This window comes from Streptococcus sp. CL5.50, from assembly GCF_049738015.1.
Lineage (GTDB): Bacteria > Bacillota > Bacilli > Lactobacillales > Streptococcaceae > Streptococcus > Streptococcus mitis_CA.
In genome coordinates, this window is sequence record NZ_JBKOTR010000005.1 from 18375 (window position 1) to 35770 (window position 17396).

Genomic DNA, 17396 nt, shown 5'->3' on the forward strand with positions numbered 1-17396 from the left:
TTCGCTCCATTATACCAAAAACCCCAGCAAATTGCCGAGGTTTATAACTTATCTCACCAACTTCTTCATCTCATCAATACGTGCAACGGTCGCATCGTACTTGGCTTGGTAGTCGGCTTGTTTGTCGCGTTCTTTTTGGACGACTTCTGGTTTGGCATTGGCTACGAAGCGTTCGTTAGAGAGCTTCTTACCTACCATGTCCAGTTCTTTTTGCCATTTAGCCAGTTCCTTGTCGAGGCGAGCTAGTTCTTCTTCGACATTGAGGAGGTCTGCCAGTGGCAGGTAGATTTCTGCTCCTGTGATGACGCTTGACATAGCAAGTTCAGGCGCAGGGATGGTTGATGCGATTTCCAAGTGTTCTGGATTTGTGAAGCGTTTGATGTAATTGACATTGCTGTTAAAGAAGGCTTCCAAGTCACTATCGCTAGTCTTAACAAGGATGGTGATAGGCTTGCTTGGTGCTACGTTCACTTCTGCACGCGCATTACGAACGGCACGGATCAAGTCTTTGAGGCTTTCGACACCTGTGTGGGCAACAAGGTCTTCAAAGGCTGGATTGACAGTTGGGTATTCTGCTGTCACGATAGAGCCTTCTGAGATTTGTCCAAAGATTTCCTCTGTCACGAATGGCATAATTGGGTGAAGGAGACGAAGGATCTTGTCCAGAGTGTAAAGGAGAACAGAGCGTGTGATGACTTTCTCTTCTTCATTTTCGCTATAAAGGACCTCCTTGGTCAACTCAACGTACCAGTCCGCAAACTCATCCCAGATGAAGTTGTAGAGGATGTGCCCAGCCACACCAAACTCAAACTTATCAAAGTTAGCCGTCGCTTTTCCGATAGTTTCATTGAGGTTGTGGAGAATCCAGCGATCTGTGACATTTCCAGCTTCCTTGTTAACAACTTTTTCCACATTGGCAGTTGCTTGCTCAAGGGTCAAACCTTCATTGTTCATGAGGATGTAGCGAGAGATGTTCCAGATCTTGTTAATGAAGTTCCATGAAGCATCCATTTTCTCGTAAGAGAAGCGCACGTCTTGCCCTGGTGCAGAACCGTTTGAAAGGAACCAACGAAGAGCATCGGCACCGTATTTCTCGATGACATCCATCGGATCAATCCCGTTGCCGAGAGATTTAGACATCTTGCGTCCTTGCTCATCACGAATAAGACCGTGTATAAGCACGTTTTGGAATGGCTGACGGCCAGTGAATTCCAAGGATTGGAAGATCATACGAGACACCCAGAAGAAGATGATGTCGTAACCTGTAACCAAGGTTGAAGTTGGGAAGTAGCGTTTGAAGTCTGCTGAGTCGACATCAGGCCAGCCCATGGTTGAGAATGGCCAAAGGGCAGAACTGAACCAAGTATCCAAGACATCTTCATCTTGTGTCCATCCGTCACCTTCTGGAGCTTCTTCACCGACGTACATTTCACCCTCAGCATTGTACCAAGCAGGGATTTGATGACCCCACCAGAGCTGACGAGAGATTACCCAGTCGTGTACATTTTCCATCCATTGAAGGAAGGTATCGTTGAAACGAGGTGGGTAGAATTCTACCTTGTCCTCTGTATCTTGGTTGGCAATAGCATTCTTAGCCAATTGGTCCATCTTGACGAACCACTGAGTAGACAAGCGTGGTTCAACCACAACACCTGTACGCTCTGAGTGACCAACACTGTGAACACGTTTTTCGATTTTAACAAGGACACCGATTTCTTCCAACTTGGCAACGACTGCCTTACGAGCTTCAAAACGGTCCATGCCTGCAAATTCAAAGGCCAAGTCATTCATGGTTCCGTCATCATTCATGACGTTGACTTGTGGCAAGTTATGGCGTTGACCAACTAAGAAGTCGTTTGGATCGTGAGCAGGTGTGATTTTTACGACACCAGTACCAAACTCAGGATCTGCATGCTCATCCCCAACAATTGGGATTAGTTTATTAGCGATTGGAAGGATGACGTTTTTTCCAATCAAGTCCTTGTAGCGCGGGTCTTCTGGATTGACCGCAACGGCAACGTCCCCAAACATAGTCTCAGGACGAGTTGTTGCCACTTCAAGGGCGCGTGAACCGTCTTCTAGCATGTAGTTCATGTGGTAGAAGGCACCTTCCACATCCTTATGGATAACTTCGATATCAGAAAGGGCAGTGCGAGCTGCTGGGTCCCAGTTGATGATGAATTCACCACGATAGATCCAACCTTTCTTGTAAAGGTCCACAAAGACCTTGCGAACAGCTTTTGACAAACCTTCGTCAAGAGTGAAACGCTCGCGAGAATAGTCCACAGAGAGCCCCATCTTGCCCCATTGTTCCTTGATAGTAGTGGCATACTCGTCTTTCCATTCCCAAACTTTGTCAAGGAATTTTTCACGACCCAGGTCATAGCGCGTAATGCCTTCACCACGCAAGCGTTCCTCAACCTTAGCTTGAGTCGCAATCCCAGCATGGTCCATTCCCGGAAGCCAAAGTGTGTCAAAACCTTGCATCCGTTTTTGACGGATAATAATATCCTGCAAAGTCGTATCCCAAGCGTGACCAAGGTGAAGCTTCCCAGTTACGTTTGGTGGTGGAATCACGATTGAATAAGGCTTAGCCTTTTGATCGCCTGAAGGCTTGAAAACATCAGCATCAAGCCATTTTTGGTAACGACCAGCCTCAACCTCGGCTGGATTGTATTTAGGTGAAAGTTCTTTAGACATGTGTTTGTCCTTTCTCTATTGTATTCATTTTATCTTGAATTTGCTTAGCAGCTTCTTCTGCAGACAAATTCGTATTATTTATTTTAAAGTAGTGGTGCAGCTCATTCGGTTGATGTTGGGAATTTAATTGAAGTGTTTCAGCGGTCTCTAAAATTTCTCTTTCAGATACCTCAATATGTCGTTTTAAGGGTTTGTGCTTTAATCGATTCTCCGTTCGATTTCGACGTAAGCGCTCCTCAAGACTTGTTTCCAACTCCACAAAAAGAATCTCTTGATGAAAGTTATCCAATAAATCCTGAATTTGCTTTAAATACATCAGTTGGTACTGATTTGAAAAATCAATTACGTCAGTTAAAATTACTGATCGCTGATTTCTTGCACTTGCTCCAAGGAAAGAAAAGGTGATTCCACGAACAAATTCCCACATTTCCTCTGTAAAGTCCTGATAGATTTCTAATGCAAAATCGATGGCTTGATGGTTATAAAAGAGGGTAGCATCTGTCAGTCGAGATAACTCTTGACCAATCGTCATTTTCCCAGAAGCCGGAGCACCAATGATGAAAACATGCATCAAATTACCTCCCACTCACTCCTCAGCAAACCATATATCAGACTGTCACAGCGGTTTCCTTGAACATCTTTACGATCTCGGATACGAGCTTCGAGGGTAAATCCAAGTTTTTCTGCGACTCGTTTACTTTGGAGATTGTAACCAAAGCAAGTCAGCTCAATCTTATGAAGACCTAGTTCTCGAAAAGCTAGATCAATCAATGAACGAGCTGCTTCTGGCACATAACCACGACCCCAATAGTCTGGATGCAAGGTATAGCCAAGCTCTAGCACATCATCCGTATGACGATGGTTGAAGTCAACAGAACCAATGACTTTATCGGTTCCTTTGACGACAATCCCGTAACCTGCTGGTAAATTGTCCTTTTGATTGCGCTCAGGAAGGATATGCTCTAGATAATAAACCTCATCTTCCAAGGTCTTGACGGGTAGAAAACCAGCTGGGTAAGAGACTTCTGGGAGACTGGCGTATGCATGGATATCTTCTGCATCCGCCACTGTACGGACTCGTAAGACGAGCCGATCAGTTTCTAATCGGTCTGGTAATTGTGCTTGCACCATCTTCCTACCTCACTTCCCATAAAAAATGCCCCTGCCATCTACATGACAGGGACGAATGTATTTATCCGCGGTACCACCCAATTTCGGGCAGTTGCCCGCAACTCTCGTCTTTAAAACAAAAAGACACTTTTATTTCAATTTTTCATCCATTAGCAACTAGTTTTGACACATTTGTGGACTTCTCAGCACCGCCACTTTCTGTACAATGTGGGATTCAAAACACCTCTAATGGCTCTATTGTAGCAAGATTTTTTCGGAAATGCAAGGCACAAGAAAAATTACTTGAACTTGATACCATTTTCCTTCAATTTCTTGATGGTAGCTGGGCCGATTCCTTTCAAGGCAAGGAGTTCTTTTTCAGTCCAGTTTTTGAAATCTGAAGCAGACTTGATTCCTTCATCATAGAAGGTTTTAGCACGGTCAAGTGGAAGTCCACCCAAGTTTGCTGCAAAATCTTCTACAGAATTGGCTACTTTTTGAGTTTGCTCTTTGGTAGCTTCTACTGCTTGCTCAACTTTTTTAGAAACAGCCTTACCAGCTTGGCTTGCTGACTGCTCTGCACGTTTCACGACTTTTTTTGTCTCTTCTACAACCTTAGTCACAGTACTTGAAAAAGCACCTGCACGACGGAGGCTATTTCGTAATTGTTTTTTACGATTGAGTTTCTTTGACATGATAAAATCCTTTCAATAAAAAATCCCTGTTCTGACAAGGATTTAATATAAATATTCTATCAAGATTTTAGTGAAAAATCAAGAACCTTTCTCGTTTAATAATTTCGCTCACCAAACAAGCCATCTGGTAAATCATGGAATTCCTTTCCTGCTTTGAAGTTTTCAAACTTACCAAGCAAGAACTGATAAGCATCCAAGCGACTTTCGTAGCGAATCATGGCATCTTTGGCACGCTCGTCTTGGTCTTCTTCGTAGACTTTTTGGCTTTCCTTGTGCGCCATGTCGTTAATCATAATCTGGGTATTGACCCAAGCCTCAAATTCCTTCATAAACTCTTGTTCGTAACTCATTTTTTCTCCTTATTCTAATCCACGGAAATAGTCCGTATCAATCTCACGGTAGGGTTGAATATCCTGAACATACTCCAGCACCCCTTGAAATTCTCCCTCTTCATCGTGCACTGCTGCGTAGGTGATGTGGACAAACTTACCTCGCGACTCAGACTTGAACCACATTTCATACTTGTCCTTAGTACCCTCACGAAGCCCCTTCATAATGGTCTTAACCTTGTCCAAATACTTAGGTGGATGACAGAGTTCAACATTGCGCCCAACTTGTGACGGCGTCCGTTTGAAAATCATCTCGTCAGTCGGCGTATTGTCATTATAATACTGGAAAATATCGTCTTTATTGACAAAAGTAATCTCCATAGGGAGGTGATTGAGAATGAGATTGGCCTGCTCGACTGAAAGATAGCCATTGCCAAAAGCCTGCTGACTATGACGGTCCAGCACTGTTTCCTTTTCCTTAGGGGTAAAGGTAATAGTAAACTGTCCTTCTGGCGTATCGATAACTTGCTGAACTTGACCCTCTGCCGTATCTAGCTGTACAGGCTCCCCTGCACTCTTTTCCTCAACAAAACTCTGACGTTCTGGCACCCATTTCTCAGACGGACGGATGATGGCATAACCATAGGCATCGCTCTCCTCCGCAATCTGAAGCCAGTCATCCTGAGTAAAGGATTCAAGGAGAATCATAAGAAGGATGGACTCTTCCTTGAAAATCATACTTTCAAACTCTGTCGCAAAGGCTTCAAAATCTTCCTTTACAGTGCTAATCGGCACTTCTGGTAGTGACTTGGCTGTCGCTAAAGCTGTTTGAAAGAGTTCCCTAATCTGGTCATCCACTCCCCACATAACTTTAGGAGGTGAATCGTGACCATAGCGCTCCATGATGGGGAAAAAGAGCTCTTCCTTGCGCTGGTAGTGGATGTCAAATTGACCTACAAGTCCCATCTGACGCACCAAGCCCTTGCGCATCTCCGCCAGCATTTCCTCGTCTTCCATAGATTCATAAGTATCTAACAATCTCCGAATGCGAATCAAGGCCGCACGGAGGGCCAGATTTTCTTCTTTGAAGACCCGAACTGGGTGACCTGGATGCTCGGTATCCTCTACTTCGACACCTTTAATAGCATTTTTAAAAAGATTGGCATGGACATCACAGAGTTCCATGACATCTTCAAAGGTGACACCTGAGTCTGAGTTCATCAGCTCGTGCTCCATGAGGGAAATCTCTATGGCTGAGACACCTGCAAAAGTCGCATCAAAACGCTCCTGAACCGACTCAGGAGAGGCACCATTGTGCAATTCTAACAAAATATCCCGCAGGACATGAATCCGTTCATCTGCCATTAGTCTAATCCAATCACATCGTAGCCGTTTGCTTCCAGCGTGCGGACAATCTTGTCCATAGGAGTTCCTTCAAGCTTAGAACCCTGTTTGAGTGATACTTTACGACCAACTGTATTACGCATTAAGGGATTAGCAAGGGGTTTAAAACCCAACTCCACTAGAATCTCTAAGACTTCTGGATGCTTGTCCACCACTTCTGCAACAGGAATTGACACATCGATGATATTGTCCATGACGACCTCCATTGAATGTTCTAAAATGATTTTACTGCTTTTATTATACCACAAGGAAAGAGATTAAAAAACTAGCAGTGGAGTTCCTGCTAGTTATCTGCGACTTGAATTACGACCTAAATAAGTTTAAAGAGCCAATCCAATATTTTAAATAATAGCTTGTAAAACAGCAATTGGACCGCAAAAGAGATGATCATCCAAAAGAATTTCAAAATCCCAATAATCGGTTTGATAAAAATAATGGCAAGAAGTGCCCAAAAAAATTTCATTTTCTATCCTCTGGCTTAATTAACCATTGATCCGTATCCATTAGCTTATCTGCAACAAATAATTTACCAAAGCCAACAACGGCATTATCATCTTTCTTTATCGTTTTCATTACTTTTATACCTTGCATGATCAAAAAGTAATTCCCGTAAGTTTTAGCTAGAGTTTTTATAAGGCCCATATTATCTTCCCTCGTTTAACTACACTTTAAAATATTGACGATACCAGTCTTACTGACCATTTCTGTGAAATTTACTCTTTCTAATCCCTATAACATCATATAAGTTGAATTTTATAAAGCTTTTTAATAATGTTTAACTCTGGAAAGATTCTGCCAGCATGTTTTATTGACTTTTCCTCCACCAAAAAAGAGGGTTCCCCCTCTTCTTAGTTCTTATCCAGATTGCGTAGCATCTCGTCAATCTTGTTTCCATACTCGATGGACTCGTCTTTGACGAAGGTCAAATCTGGGATTTTGTACAATTTCAAATTGCGACCAAGTTCACGTTTGATGGTCCCAGTTGCTTTTTCAAGCCCGATTTGAGCTTTTTGATTATCTGAAGCAAGGTTACTCAAAATGGTGTAGTAAACCTTGGCAACAGACAAGTCACCTAGCATCTGAACATCTGTGATGGTCACACCTTGGACACGCGGATCACGGACTTTCTTTTGCAAAATCTCATTGACTTCACGCTTGATTTCCATGCCCACACGGTCCGTACGGAAATGATTTGCCATGATATTCCTTTCTCTACTTTGAACCAAAAGCTAGGCCAGCAGACCTAGCTATTTTTAAACTTCTTGATTTTCATTTCAAATTGAAACGAAGTTCAATTTGAAATCATCTGCTTCTTTCGCCGTGGTGAAAGTGATGGAACTGATTTATCAGTCTCATCACAGGGGATTTTTGAGACCCTAGGCTCAAAAATAAGCAATGAAACCATCGGTTTGCTTGCGTCCCTCCCCACCTAAGAAAGGAGCAAAAATCTTATCTCTTGATTTCTTCCATGACATAAGCCTCAATCACATCATCCATCTTGATATCATTGTAGCCATCAATCATCAATCCACCTTCACGGCCGTTTGTAACTTCTTTGACGTCGTCTTTGTAGTGTTTCAAGCTTGCGAGTTCGCCGTCATAGATAACGACACCGTCACGGATAACACGAACTTTAGAGTCACGGGTAACCTTACCGTTGATAACCATGAATCCACCGATAGTTCCCACTTTAGACACCTTGAAGGTTTCACGAATAACTGCTTCACCGATAACTTTTTCTTCGAATTCTGGATCAAGCATCCCTTTCATAGCTTCTTCCATCTCTTCGATAACCTTGTAGATAATGCTGTGGAGACGGATTTCCACATCGTCAGCTTCTGCTTGTTGACGAGCTTGTGGTGTAGGACGTACGTTGAAACCAACGATAAAGGCATTTGAAGCTTCGGCAAGGGTCACGTCTGATTCGTTGATGGCACCGACCGCTGAGTGGACGATGGTCACTTTGACACCTTCCACGTCAATCTTTTGAAGTGAGGCAGAAAGGGCTTCAACAGAACCTTGTACATCGGCCTTGATGATAACGTTAACAGACTTGAGTTCACCAGCTTTAAGGGTATCAAAGAGGTTTTCAAGGCTGACACGTTGGGTAGCTTGACGTTGTTTCATGAGGGCACGTTTGGCACGCTCTTCACCAGCTGCACGCGCAGATTTTTCATCTTCGTAGACAGCAAAGTGGTCACCTGCCATTGGCGCTTCGTTCAAACCTGTGATTGAAACTGGTGTTGATGGACCTGCTACCTTAACACGACGACCAAGGTCGTTGGTCATAGCACGGACACGACCGAAGGTATTTCCGACAACGATTGGGTCTTGAACATTCAAGGTACCTTGTTGAACAAGAAGGGTTGCTACCGCACCTTTTCCTTTATCCAAGCGAGCTTCGATAACTGTACCAATCGCACGAACTGTTGGGTCTGCCTTAAGTTCTTGGATTTCAGCCACAAGAAGGACTGTTTCCAACAATTCTTCGATGTTTTGGTTGAATTTAGCCGAAATTTCAACAAATTCAGAATCTCCACCCCAAGCAGTTGACATAACTCCATGCTCTGCCAATTCACCAATAACGCGTTCTGGGTTGGCACCTGGTTTATCAATCTTGTTAATGGCTACGATGATTGGAACGTTGGCCGCTTTTGAGTGGTTAATGGCTTCGATAGTCTGAGGCATAACCCCGTCATCTGCTGCTACGACCAAGATAGTAATATCGGTAACAGAAGCACCACGTGCACGCATAGATGTAAAGGCCGCGTGTCCTGGTGTATCAAGGAAGGTAATCTTCTTGCCATTTTCCACGATTTGGTAGGCACCAATATGCTGAGTGATACCACCTGCTTCACCTGTCGCAACACGAGAGTTACGAAGGGTATCTAGGAGTGTTGTTTTACCGTGGTCAACGTGTCCCATGATAGTTACAACTGGTGGACGCTCAACTAATTCATCTTCATTGAGATAACCATCTTCGACAAAGAAACGTTCGATGTCGGCATTATCCACTTCAACTTTTTGTTTGGCTTCAATACCATAATCCACCATGAGGAGTTCAATTGTTTCCCCATCCAAGGATTGGTTTTGTGTGGCCATGACACCCATCATAAAGAGTTTCTTAACGATTTCAGCTGGTTCACGTTTGATACGTTTTGCGATTTCCGCAACAGTCATACCATCTGTATATTCAAATTCTGTTGGCAATTCATGGAATTTACGTTCTGTAACAGGTTTTGGAGCCTGATTGCGGTTGTTCTTGTTATTGCCTTTTTTGTTCTTTTTGTTGTTATTCCAATTACTATTTCTTTGATTTCTCACTTGATTTTGACTACTTCGATTCTTTTGTTGTTTTCTAGGACCATCTTCTTCGTGATCATAATCATCACGTTCTTTGTCTGGTCGAGCTTGTTTTTTACGACGTGTATCCACTGGTGCTTCTTTAGCTACAGGAGCTGGTTCAACCACTGCTTGAACTTGTTGCGCTTGTTCAGCTAACTTAGCAACTTCTTCAAAGATTTCCTCTGGCTCCTTGCGTTTATTAGCTTGGGCCAAGGCTTCTTTGGCAGCCTGAGTCTGCTTGAAACGTTCCTCACTTGAACGGGCATATTCTGCATTTTGTTCTGCTTTTAGGGCTGCTGCACGGGCCTTAAAGTCAACACGTGGTCCAGCTTGTTTTGGCTGGAAGTCTTGTTGCTGACGGCGCTCATTGCCACGATTTTGCTGACCTTGCTGTTTCTTAGCTTGGTCGTTAAAACGACGATTATCGCGCTTGCCTTGACCTTGTTTTCCACCATTACGGCCGTCGTTTTTCTGACGGTTTCCGTTTTGTTGTTGGTCACGGTTATTGCCCTTGTTTTGCTTGCGTCGTTCTGCCTGCTCTTTGGCACGGGCTTCACGCTCAGCCTTAAAATTACGGCTTTGCGGTTTAGCTGCTACTTTTTCGGCCTTCGGAGCGACTGGCTCAGCAGGTTTTGCCTCTTCCTTAGCTACAGCTGGTTTAGCTGGCTCAGATTTTCCGGCTTTCTTTTCTACACTTGCTTTTGGTGTTGCAGGTTTTGCTTCTGCTTTCGGAGCAGCTGCAGGCTTAAAGCTGGCAGCGATTTTTGCAGCGACAGCTTCTTCCACACTTGATGAGTGGCTTTTCACATCCAAGCCCAACTCTTTTGCACGCGCTACAACTTCTTTACTTTCTTTTCCAAGTTCTTTTGCGATTTCGTACAATCTTTTCTTAGACAAATCATGTCCTCCTCTTCTATTCCATAAGAGACCTCATTTTCTTTGTAAATCCAGCATCTGTTACAGCCAAAACCTTTCTCGATTTTCCGACTGCTATGCTTAATTCCAGTGTTGAAAACACGGTTACAATTTCTACTTGATAATAATGACTTTTATCTTGAATCTTCTTGGTCAGATTGGGTCCAGCATCATGGGCTAGAAAGACCAACTTGGCCTTGCCATCTTGAATGGCCTTGACCACCAATTCTTCACCCGATATAATCCGCCCTGCTCTCTGAGCAAGTCCCAAGAGATTGCTTATCTTTTGCTTATTCAAGTCCTAACTCTCTTCTTTTCACTTTGTGATCCACATAAGCGATCAACTCGTCATAAAAGCTTTCTTCTACTTCCATGTCAAAGCTACGGTTAAAGACCTTCTTCTTTTTAGCCTCTATGGCTTCTTTATTGTCTAGCTTGATATAAGCGCCGCGGCCATTGGCCTTGCCTGTCGGATCGATAAAGACTTGTCCTTCTTTGTTCTTGACAATGCGGAGCAAATCACGCTTATCAATCACTTCATTGGACACAACAGACTTGCGCAAAGGGATTTTTCTCGTTTTCATCTTTCCCTCCTCTAGCAGCTTTTATTCTTCTACAGTATCGTTTTCTGCTTCCAAATCTACCGAAGCAGCTTCTTCCATGGCTTCAAATTCGCTAGCAGACTTGATATCGATACGGTAACCAGTCAAGTGAGCTGCCAAGCGAACGTTTTGCCCACGACGACCGATTGCAAGAGAAAGCTTGTTATCAGGAACAACCACCAAGGCACGTTTGCTGTCGTTTTCATCAAAGATAACTTGGTCAACTTCAGCAGGAGCAATGGCATTGTAGATAAATTCAGCTGGATCTGCTACCCACTCGATAACATCGATATTTTCTTCGATTGGTACCATACGGTCGCTCTTGGCATCGTAACGAGCTGGGTGGAATTTGCTGGTAATCTTCTTAATATTCGCTCCACCACGTCCAACGATTGTTCCGATAGCATCCACGTTTGGATTATGACTACGAACTGCAACCTTCGTACGGTCACCTGCTTCACGGGCCACGCTCATGATTTCAACAGTTCCATCATAAACTTCTGGAATTTCTTGCTCCATCAAGCGTTTGATCATTTCTGGATGGCTACGGCTAACAAAGACGTTGACACCACGAGGGTTGTCTTCAACCTTGTAGACGTAAACTTCAATACGATCATGAGAAGCAAAAACTTCACCAGGAATTTGGTCTTGTTTTGACAATTGGGCTTCAATGCTACCAAGGTTGACATAGATGAAGCGGTTGTCAAAGCGTTCTACAGTACCAGACATAATTTCTTGTTCATGTTCTTTATAAGTATTGTAAGTGATGGCACGTGTTTGCTTGCGCATTTTTTCCATGATGGTTTGTTTGGCAGATTGGGCTGCTACACGACCAAACTCAGCAGGTGCTTCTTCAAACTTGATTTTGTCACCAAGTTCATAGGCTGAATTAATGGCAAGAGCATCTTTCAAGCTGATTTCCAAACGGCTATCAAATACTTCATCAACCACTTCACGGACAGTATAAACTGTAAAGTCACCTGTTTTTTCGTTAAAGTCAATAGCTACGCTATCAGATTGACCATAGCGTCTGCGATAAGCGGAACGAAGCGACTCTACTACTGCGTCGATGATGTCTTCTTTTTTGATTCCCTTGTCTTCTTCCAAAATGCGGAAGGCCTCTAGCATTTCTTTACTCATGTTTTCTTCACTTTTGAATCCTCAAAAGCTATCCTTTCTTTTTCTATAATTTAACCGCTAAACGTGCTTTTGATACCAAACTGTATGGAATTTGGACAGTTTTCTTACGCGTCTTGTCCATATATTCCATGGTCAACTCATCCTCTTCAAAGGCCAACAAGGTTCCTTCAAAGACCTTTTGCTTATCGATGGCTTGGTAGAGCCCGACATGGATGTATTTCCCAACCGCTCCAGCGACGGCATCCTTGGTTTTCAAAGGACGTTCCAAGCCTGGACTGGTGATTTCTAGGAAATATTGTTCTGGGAAGGGATCTGGCTTGATAGTGTCTAGGACAGGACTGATTATTTCTGTCAAGTCCGCCGTGTCGTTCAAGGTAATTCCTTCAGGTTTATCTACAAAAATACTGAGAATCATGTCACTGCCAATCTTTCCATACTCGATATCCACGAGTTCGAAAGGAGCTTCTATGACAGGTTCTACAACTTCTCTGACTAATTCTACGATTGTTGCGATTGCGTCCACCTCCTCATAAGCAAGAGGCGAAGATATTTCCCCGCCTCACTTTTCATATTCTTGCTCTTAGTATAGCACGTTTGCCAACTTATGTAAAGCAAAAGCACTTATACAGCCTGATTTTAGGCTATTTCTTAAAATTCTGCCTCAACTCGGTAGATAACTTGCCCCTTGTTGGAGAATTTTTGCTCGTATTCTGTCATGACATTGCCTTCAAAATCACTGGCATGTAAATCTAGCCAGACACCATTGAGCTTCATGCCATATTGAGAAAAGCTCACTAGGCTGTACTCAAACAAGCCACGGTTATCCGTCTTAAAATGAATTTCTCCATTTTCAGGCAAGATACGTTTGAAGGTATCCAAGAAGGTCTTGTAGGTCAAACGACGCTTTTCATGGCGTTTTTTAGGCCATGGATCTGAAAAATTCAGATACAAGCGATCAATCTCACCGTCTTCAAAGTAGTCAGTCAAGTCAGAACCATCTACCCACAAGAGCTTAATGTTCGGTACTCCAACTTCAAGCACCTTGTCCAAAGCGTAGCTCAAAACAGACTTTTGAATATCAATCCCGATATAGTTGATGTCAGGGTTTTGCTTAGCCATACCTGAAACAAAGGCTCCCTTTCCACTTCCAACTTCCACATGAATGGGGTTGTCATTGCCAAACAAGTCCCGCCATTTTCCCTTGGCTTCCAAGGGATTGAGGACCACATACTGGGGATTTGCCTCTAGTAATTCTGTCGCCCCTTTACGATTTCTAACTCTCATCTTCTCTTTCCATACTTGTCTCGGAAGTGACGCAAGCCATGGATCTCCCGATTGACATTTTCTAAATCTTGGTTCATATAATACTTGGAAATCTGGCTCAAATAAGACAATTGACCGTACCAATACAATTTATTTAATACCGTTTGATTGTACTTGTAACCGTAGTAGGTCAACCATTCCTTCCACTGATGTTCTGGAATATAATGGCAGAGCATGTGGGCCACATCAAACATGCGGTCGGTCAAGCGAACCGAATCCCAATCCACCAAATAAATCAAGCCACTGTCTGTCTCAATCCAATTACTATGTCGTACATCTCCATGGACAATGGTCGCATGGTCCTCTCTAAATCCTGGAATAGTCTGACGTAAATCAGCCATCACTTCACTGATAAAATGATTTTTACGCAAAGCATCTGGAGCCGTTTCCTGCCAAGACTGCAGTAAATCTACAGGTGTTTCCATGGCATACCCCAAACGACTCAACTGTGTCATCAACGGACGTGAGCGATGAAGACGGGTTAAAATATTGACGATTTGTTTACGATTCATATCATAAGGGGTCAATATTTTGCCTGTCAACCATTCTTGAGCACACATATCACGCCCATCTGCCAAACGGCGACTCCATAATAATTGTGGAGCAATTTGTTCTCTAGCTAGACCAGGTAGGATTGGAGAGGTGTTCATTTTTACAAAGATACGCTTCCCATCAGGATAGCTACCCATATAAGCCTTGCCACTTTTCCCAGGTATGGGAGTCAGTGTTAGCTCATTATCACCCAAATCCATTTCTTTCCTCCGTATAAAGTTTCCTTACTATTCTACTAGTTTTTGGCCTATTCGTCAACCGCTCCACGCCCGATTCTCAAAGAAAAGCCTCTGGGGTGGCTTGGGTATCATTATAGAAAGAAAAAGGTAAGCACCGTCTTCTACTTACCTTTCATAATTTTTATAAATAATATAAGAGTGGCCAAGCATTGTAAAACATGTGAACTAGAGTAGAAACCCATAGGTTTTGGCTCTTTTTATAAGCAAAGCCCAGTAACAAGCCCCCAAGTAGATAAAAAATAAACGAAGGGACATTAGAAGGTCCATGCATAAAAGAAAAGAGAGAGGAAGTCAGTACAATCCCTAACCAAGAATTGTCAAAAACCGCACCTTGAAGAAGTCCTCTGAAAATGAGTTCCTCCTGGATGGGTCCAAAAACTGAGGAAGTCAAAATCAAAGACAGGGAAATTCCTCTGCTGACTTCCGCCAAGTGTTGAACTCCTGCGCCAGAAGAAACAGCGAAGAAATGAATATAAACTAGCGTCTCAAGAACGCTTAGAAAAAAGATTGCAATGAAAAGCAAAAGTTGTTTCTTGCTTAACATCCCAAAAGAAACCATTTCAAACTTTCTAGCATAAGTAACACTCAGCGATGTTACAAGAAGACTTACAATAATCAATTCAGATTCATTTTGAAAAAAGTCCCCATGGTTAATCGTATAAGGAACTGTAATGACGATTAGTAGTACTAAAAATCCAAAACAAAAGGCATGAAATTTATCAAAAAACTTCATAAAATTATCCTCCTCACCAAACAGACTTCCTACACGTCATTCTTTAGTTCTAGCCTTTCCAAAACAAACCATTTTAGTAACCAAAATCCGATCACATAACCCCACCCTAAGAAGATAACCATTAAAGCCAGCATGGAATTTAGGGAATTAAAGACCACCACAGATACAAAGGTTAGCACAAAAACATTAAAAGCAATGGTGTCAGAAGCCAAGACCAGAATATAAGGTGTCAACCAGTCTAAGGTTTTTGAATCTAGGAAAAATAAGTGTTTATACATGATAACCTCCTCCTGCCAGTCTTTAGACTAGTCCCAGACTAAGAAGAAAACCCTTCCTCTACTTTTTATAATACTTCAAACCCCAAATGAGTAGAAGCATGATAAGCAAGCAGAGAACAGCACCAATATATGCGATTAGTTGTTGATAGAATTCTCCTGCTGTGACACCTCTATACAAACAAATAATAGACATAAAACCTGTCAAGCCGATATACATGAGTTGATTGGTTCTAGGACTAACCAAATCATCATCTTCAAACTTTCTTATCCTCATTTCTCTAGTGAGGTAAACAGTGACCAAAATAGAAGCCAAGTTAATAACCACTAAAAGAAATTGGAGAACTACGGAAAAATTTAAAAACTGACGAGATAGAAACAGATAAGTAGAGACAAGTAAGGGCAACTGACCTAAGAACAATCTCGCAAGGAAGATGTTCCGTTTTTTAAAAAATATTTTTTTCATTGCTTTCTCCATTACAATTAAATGATATCTAATCATTTTCTAAAATTTGATAACTTTTGTGAAATGTTTTAGCAGAAACAACTCTATGATTGGTGATATCTATATAATCACCTGGATAACCAAGAACATACATTCCATAACCAGCAAATCCTCCTCCAACTGTTCCAACTAGACCAAACTTGATATTCGTTTCGAGAGAAGTGTTAAGACCTGCCATTAGAATGCGCACATGATTATCCAACCAAACCATATAATTTTTTTGAAAAGCTTCCTCTACCCAACTTGGTTTAGGAGTTGCTTGACCAATTTCCCAAACATCAACAATTTGATTCCCATATTTTGCCTTCATAGCTTCAATCCTTTTTAAATACCATTACATGAGTTTGGAGTTCCCCCTATACCATAAGGACCACATGGTTTTGAAAAATGTATAATAGGCCACTTACCATTTAATTGATCCAAAGTTGGAGAAGGTGCTAGCCCACCCAATAAACCAGCAACCATATCTCCCCAACCTCCGAAACCTCCTTCAACTTTCGCAAGCATCTCAGTATCCATCATTTCAAATTGTGACATCGTTTTTGTATTCATAACAAAAACTTCATTAGCCCCTACTTTTTATAATACTTCAAGCCCCAAATGAGTAGAAGCATAATAATCAAGCAGAGAATAGCGCCAATATAGGCAATTAGTTGTTGGTAAGATTCTCCTGCTGTGACACCTCTATACAAACAAATAATAGACATAAAACCTGTCAAGCCGATGAACATGAGTTGATTGGTTCTAGGACTAACCAAATCATCATCTTCAAACTCTCTTATCCTCATTTCTCTAGTGAGGTAAACAGTAACCAAAATCGAAGCCAAGTTAATAACCACTAAAAGAAATTGGAAAACCAAGGAAAAATTTAAAAACTGACGAGATAGAAATAGATAAGTGGAGACAAGCAAGGGCAATTGACCTAGGAACAATCTCATAAGGAAGATGTTCCGTTTTTTAGCAAGAAAAGTTTTCATTTCTTTTCTCCTTTCTTTTTAGTTAAAGCAAAATAGATCGCAACCGCAATCATATAGGCTATGGTATAAAATAGATGATACCAAATACTCTCCCTAAGCGGATAAAGAAAGGTGGACATAATCAGATACAGAACGAAAATGATCAGTATTTTTTTCTTCATACAATTTCCTCCTAAATGTGTACTTTATCTTAGTTGAGCTACAATCTTTACACTGCTAGTATAGCACTCGTTTTATCCTTGGAACACTCAAATCACAAATGGTCATCAAAACATCTTGAATTGTAAAAAATTAAAAAAGCAAGCATGAAAAACATACTTGCCCTTTACACCGTATTGATACCAACTTAATTTGTAGATTTTTTATCCTGCTATCACATATCATTTTGACAGGCGAAACAATATTAAAGAAACTCCCCTGTAGATTAAACTAGCGATAAAAAATCTCTTTATCTAATTAGATCTATCTTTATTCTTCTTTGGAGATTTTAAAAATTTTTCCCTAATTAAAGAAGTAATAAAAGAAACAAACATACCAACAACAAAAACAATA

Annotated in this window: 22 protein-coding genes; all 22 read right to left on the reverse strand. The window is 41.9% G+C overall.

Annotated features, from left to right (window positions below; all coding sequences use genetic code 11):
• Nucleotides 1-48: 48 nt before the first annotated feature.
• The 22 genes from ACLNCV_RS04160 to ACLNCV_RS04265 all read right to left on the reverse strand — a co-directional run bounded on the left by ACLNCV_RS04160 (nucleotide 49) and on the right by ACLNCV_RS04265 (nucleotide 16844).
• Entirely contained in the window at nucleotides 49-2700 is a 2652-nt protein-coding gene (locus tag ACLNCV_RS04160; protein WP_424844892.1) for a valine--tRNA ligase, read from the reverse strand.
• Nucleotides 2693-3271, reverse strand: coding sequence for an AAA family ATPase (locus ACLNCV_RS04165; RefSeq protein WP_424844893.1), 579 nt, complete (start codon nucleotides 3269-3271; stop codon nucleotides 2693-2695). Before ACLNCV_RS04165 ends, ACLNCV_RS04160 begins: the two co-directional genes overlap by 8 nt.
• Nucleotides 3271-3831 (reverse strand): GNAT family N-acetyltransferase, encoded by a 561-nt coding sequence (locus tag ACLNCV_RS04170; RefSeq protein ID WP_424844894.1) that lies wholly within the window; start codon nucleotides 3829-3831, stop codon nucleotides 3271-3273. The genes ACLNCV_RS04165 and ACLNCV_RS04170 overlap by 1 nt, the downstream gene beginning before the upstream one ends.
• Before the next feature lie 278 nt (nucleotides 3832-4109).
• On the reverse strand, nucleotides 4110-4505 hold the full coding sequence (locus tag ACLNCV_RS04175; protein WP_424844895.1) for a helicase: 396 nt from the start codon (nucleotides 4503-4505) through the stop codon (nucleotides 4110-4112).
• Between the two features lie 95 nt (nucleotides 4506-4600).
• Entirely contained in the window at nucleotides 4601-4855 is a 255-nt protein-coding gene (locus ACLNCV_RS04180) for a DUF1912 family protein (protein WP_078228342.1), read from the reverse strand.
• A 9-nt stretch (nucleotides 4856-4864) separates the two neighbouring features.
• Entirely contained in the window at nucleotides 4865-6199 is a 1335-nt protein-coding gene (locus tag ACLNCV_RS04185) for a DUF438 domain-containing protein (protein ID WP_424844896.1), read from the reverse strand.
• Nucleotides 6199-6432: a DUF1858 domain-containing protein gene (locus tag ACLNCV_RS04190; RefSeq protein WP_049499782.1), complete on the reverse strand. Its 234-nt coding sequence runs from the start codon at nucleotides 6430-6432 to the stop codon at nucleotides 6199-6201. Before ACLNCV_RS04190 ends, ACLNCV_RS04185 begins: the two co-directional genes overlap by 1 nt.
• A gap of 265 nt (nucleotides 6433-6697) precedes the next feature.
• A complete protein-coding gene (locus ACLNCV_RS04195; protein WP_424844897.1) occupies nucleotides 6698-6880 on the reverse strand; it encodes a hypothetical protein in 183 nt (60 codons plus the stop codon).
• Nucleotides 6881-7086: 206 nt separating this feature from the next.
• Nucleotides 7087-7437 (reverse strand): 30S ribosome-binding factor RbfA, encoded by a 351-nt coding sequence (gene rbfA, locus ACLNCV_RS04200; RefSeq protein ID WP_001273601.1) that lies wholly within the window; start codon nucleotides 7435-7437, stop codon nucleotides 7087-7089.
• Nucleotides 7438-7687: 250 nt separating this feature from the next.
• Nucleotides 7688-10480: a translation initiation factor IF-2 gene (infB, locus tag ACLNCV_RS04205; RefSeq protein ID WP_261096725.1), complete on the reverse strand. Its 2793-nt coding sequence runs from the start codon at nucleotides 10478-10480 to the stop codon at nucleotides 7688-7690.
• Between the two features lie 16 nt (nucleotides 10481-10496).
• Complete coding sequence (locus ACLNCV_RS04210) at nucleotides 10497-10796, reverse strand: YlxQ-related RNA-binding protein (RefSeq protein WP_001041390.1); 300 nt, start codon at nucleotides 10794-10796, stop codon at nucleotides 10497-10499.
• Complete coding sequence (gene rnpM, locus ACLNCV_RS04215) at nucleotides 10789-11082, reverse strand: RNase P modulator RnpM (RefSeq protein ID WP_023947158.1); 294 nt, start codon at nucleotides 11080-11082, stop codon at nucleotides 10789-10791. Before rnpM ends, ACLNCV_RS04210 begins: the two co-directional genes overlap by 8 nt.
• 21 nt (nucleotides 11083-11103) lie before the next feature.
• A complete protein-coding gene (gene nusA / locus ACLNCV_RS04220; RefSeq protein ID WP_000032283.1) occupies nucleotides 11104-12240 on the reverse strand; it encodes a transcription termination factor NusA in 1137 nt (378 codons plus the stop codon).
• Nucleotides 12241-12283: 43 nt separating this feature from the next.
• Nucleotides 12284-12763, reverse strand: a complete 480-nt coding sequence (gene rimP / locus ACLNCV_RS04225) for a ribosome maturation factor RimP (RefSeq protein WP_001808691.1) — start codon at nucleotides 12761-12763, stop codon at nucleotides 12284-12286.
• Between the two features lie 125 nt (nucleotides 12764-12888).
• Nucleotides 12889-13524 (reverse strand): tRNA (guanosine(46)-N7)-methyltransferase TrmB, encoded by a 636-nt coding sequence (gene trmB / locus ACLNCV_RS04230; RefSeq protein WP_001266094.1) that lies wholly within the window; start codon nucleotides 13522-13524, stop codon nucleotides 12889-12891.
• Complete coding sequence (ccrZ, locus tag ACLNCV_RS04235) at nucleotides 13521-14315, reverse strand: cell cycle regulator CcrZ (protein WP_000362999.1); 795 nt, start codon at nucleotides 14313-14315, stop codon at nucleotides 13521-13523. The genes trmB and ccrZ overlap by 4 nt, the downstream gene beginning before the upstream one ends.
• A 160-nt stretch (nucleotides 14316-14475) precedes the next feature.
• Nucleotides 14476-15087, reverse strand: coding sequence for a CPBP family intramembrane glutamic endopeptidase (locus ACLNCV_RS04240; RefSeq protein ID WP_084949965.1), 612 nt, complete (start codon nucleotides 15085-15087; stop codon nucleotides 14476-14478).
• A 29-nt stretch (nucleotides 15088-15116) separates the two neighbouring features.
• Complete coding sequence (blpZ, locus tag ACLNCV_RS04245; RefSeq protein ID WP_024057408.1) at nucleotides 15117-15365, reverse strand: immunity protein BlpZ; 249 nt, start codon at nucleotides 15363-15365, stop codon at nucleotides 15117-15119.
• Nucleotides 15366-15423: 58 nt separating this feature from the next.
• The gene (locus tag ACLNCV_RS04250) at nucleotides 15424-15828 is read right to left on the reverse strand and encodes a hypothetical protein (protein WP_000717993.1); all 405 of its coding nucleotides are present in this window, start codon (nucleotides 15826-15828) and stop codon (nucleotides 15424-15426) included.
• Between the two features lie 28 nt (nucleotides 15829-15856).
• Complete coding sequence (locus ACLNCV_RS04255; RefSeq protein ID WP_000645120.1) at nucleotides 15857-16177, reverse strand: hypothetical protein; 321 nt, start codon at nucleotides 16175-16177, stop codon at nucleotides 15857-15859.
• 14 nt (nucleotides 16178-16191) lie between these two features.
• A complete protein-coding gene (locus tag ACLNCV_RS04260) occupies nucleotides 16192-16419 on the reverse strand; it encodes a Blp family class II bacteriocin (RefSeq protein ID WP_001093489.1) in 228 nt (75 codons plus the stop codon).
• A gap of 20 nt (nucleotides 16420-16439) precedes the next feature.
• Nucleotides 16440-16844, reverse strand: a complete 405-nt coding sequence (locus ACLNCV_RS04265) for an immunity protein (RefSeq protein WP_424844898.1) — start codon at nucleotides 16842-16844, stop codon at nucleotides 16440-16442.
• Nucleotides 16845-17396: the final 552 nt, after the last annotated feature.

Excerpts from the sequence above, each read along its gene's own strand:
- ACLNCV_RS04160 (WP_424844892.1), bottom strand. The coding sequence starts at position 2,700 with ATGTCTAAAGAACTTTCACCTAAATACAATCCAGCCGAGGTTGAGGCT.
- ACLNCV_RS04165 (WP_424844893.1), bottom strand. The coding sequence starts at position 3,271 with ATGCATGTTTTCATCATTGGTGCTCCGGCTTCTGGGAAAATGACGATT.
- ACLNCV_RS04170 (WP_424844894.1), bottom strand. The coding sequence starts at position 3,831 with ATGGTGCAAGCACAATTACCAGACCGATTAGAAACTGATCGGCTCGTC.
- ACLNCV_RS04175 (WP_424844895.1), bottom strand. The coding sequence starts at position 4,505 with ATGTCAAAGAAACTCAATCGTAAAAAACAATTACGAAATAGCCTCCGT.
- ACLNCV_RS04180 (WP_078228342.1), bottom strand. The coding sequence starts at position 4,855 with ATGAGTTACGAACAAGAGTTTATGAAGGAATTTGAGGCTTGGGTCAAT.
- ACLNCV_RS04185 (WP_424844896.1), bottom strand. The coding sequence starts at position 6,199 with ATGGCAGATGAACGGATTCATGTCCTGCGGGATATTTTGTTAGAATTG.
- ACLNCV_RS04190 (WP_049499782.1), bottom strand. The coding sequence starts at position 6,432 with ATGGACAATATCATCGATGTGTCAATTCCTGTTGCAGAAGTGGTGGAC.
- ACLNCV_RS04195 (WP_424844897.1), bottom strand. The coding sequence starts at position 6,880 with ATGGGCCTTATAAAAACTCTAGCTAAAACTTACGGGAATTACTTTTTG.
- rbfA (WP_001273601.1), bottom strand. The coding sequence starts at position 7,437 with ATGGCAAATCATTTCCGTACGGACCGTGTGGGCATGGAAATCAAGCGT.
- rnpM (WP_023947158.1), bottom strand. The coding sequence starts at position 11,082 with ATGAAAACGAGAAAAATCCCTTTGCGCAAGTCTGTTGTGTCCAATGAA.
- nusA (WP_000032283.1), bottom strand. The coding sequence starts at position 12,240 with ATGAGTAAAGAAATGCTAGAGGCCTTCCGCATTTTGGAAGAAGACAAG.
- trmB (WP_001266094.1), bottom strand. The coding sequence starts at position 13,524 with ATGAGAGTTAGAAATCGTAAAGGGGCGACAGAATTACTAGAGGCAAAT.
- ccrZ (WP_000362999.1), bottom strand. The coding sequence starts at position 14,315 with ATGGATTTGGGTGATAATGAGCTAACACTGACTCCCATACCTGGGAAA.
- ACLNCV_RS04240 (WP_084949965.1), bottom strand. The coding sequence starts at position 15,087 with ATGAAGTTTTTTGATAAATTTCATGCCTTTTGTTTTGGATTTTTAGTA.
- blpZ (WP_024057408.1), bottom strand. The coding sequence starts at position 15,365 with ATGTATAAACACTTATTTTTCCTAGATTCAAAAACCTTAGACTGGTTG.
- ACLNCV_RS04250 (WP_000717993.1), bottom strand. The coding sequence starts at position 15,828 with ATGAAAAAAATATTTTTTAAAAAACGGAACATCTTCCTTGCGAGATTG.
- ACLNCV_RS04255 (WP_000645120.1), bottom strand. The coding sequence starts at position 16,177 with ATGAAGGCAAAATATGGGAATCAAATTGTTGATGTTTGGGAAATTGGT.
- ACLNCV_RS04260 (WP_001093489.1), bottom strand. The coding sequence starts at position 16,419 with ATGAATACAAAAACGATGTCACAATTTGAAATGATGGATACTGAGATG.
- ACLNCV_RS04265 (WP_424844898.1), bottom strand. The coding sequence starts at position 16,844 with ATGAAAACTTTTCTTGCTAAAAAACGGAACATCTTCCTTATGAGATTG.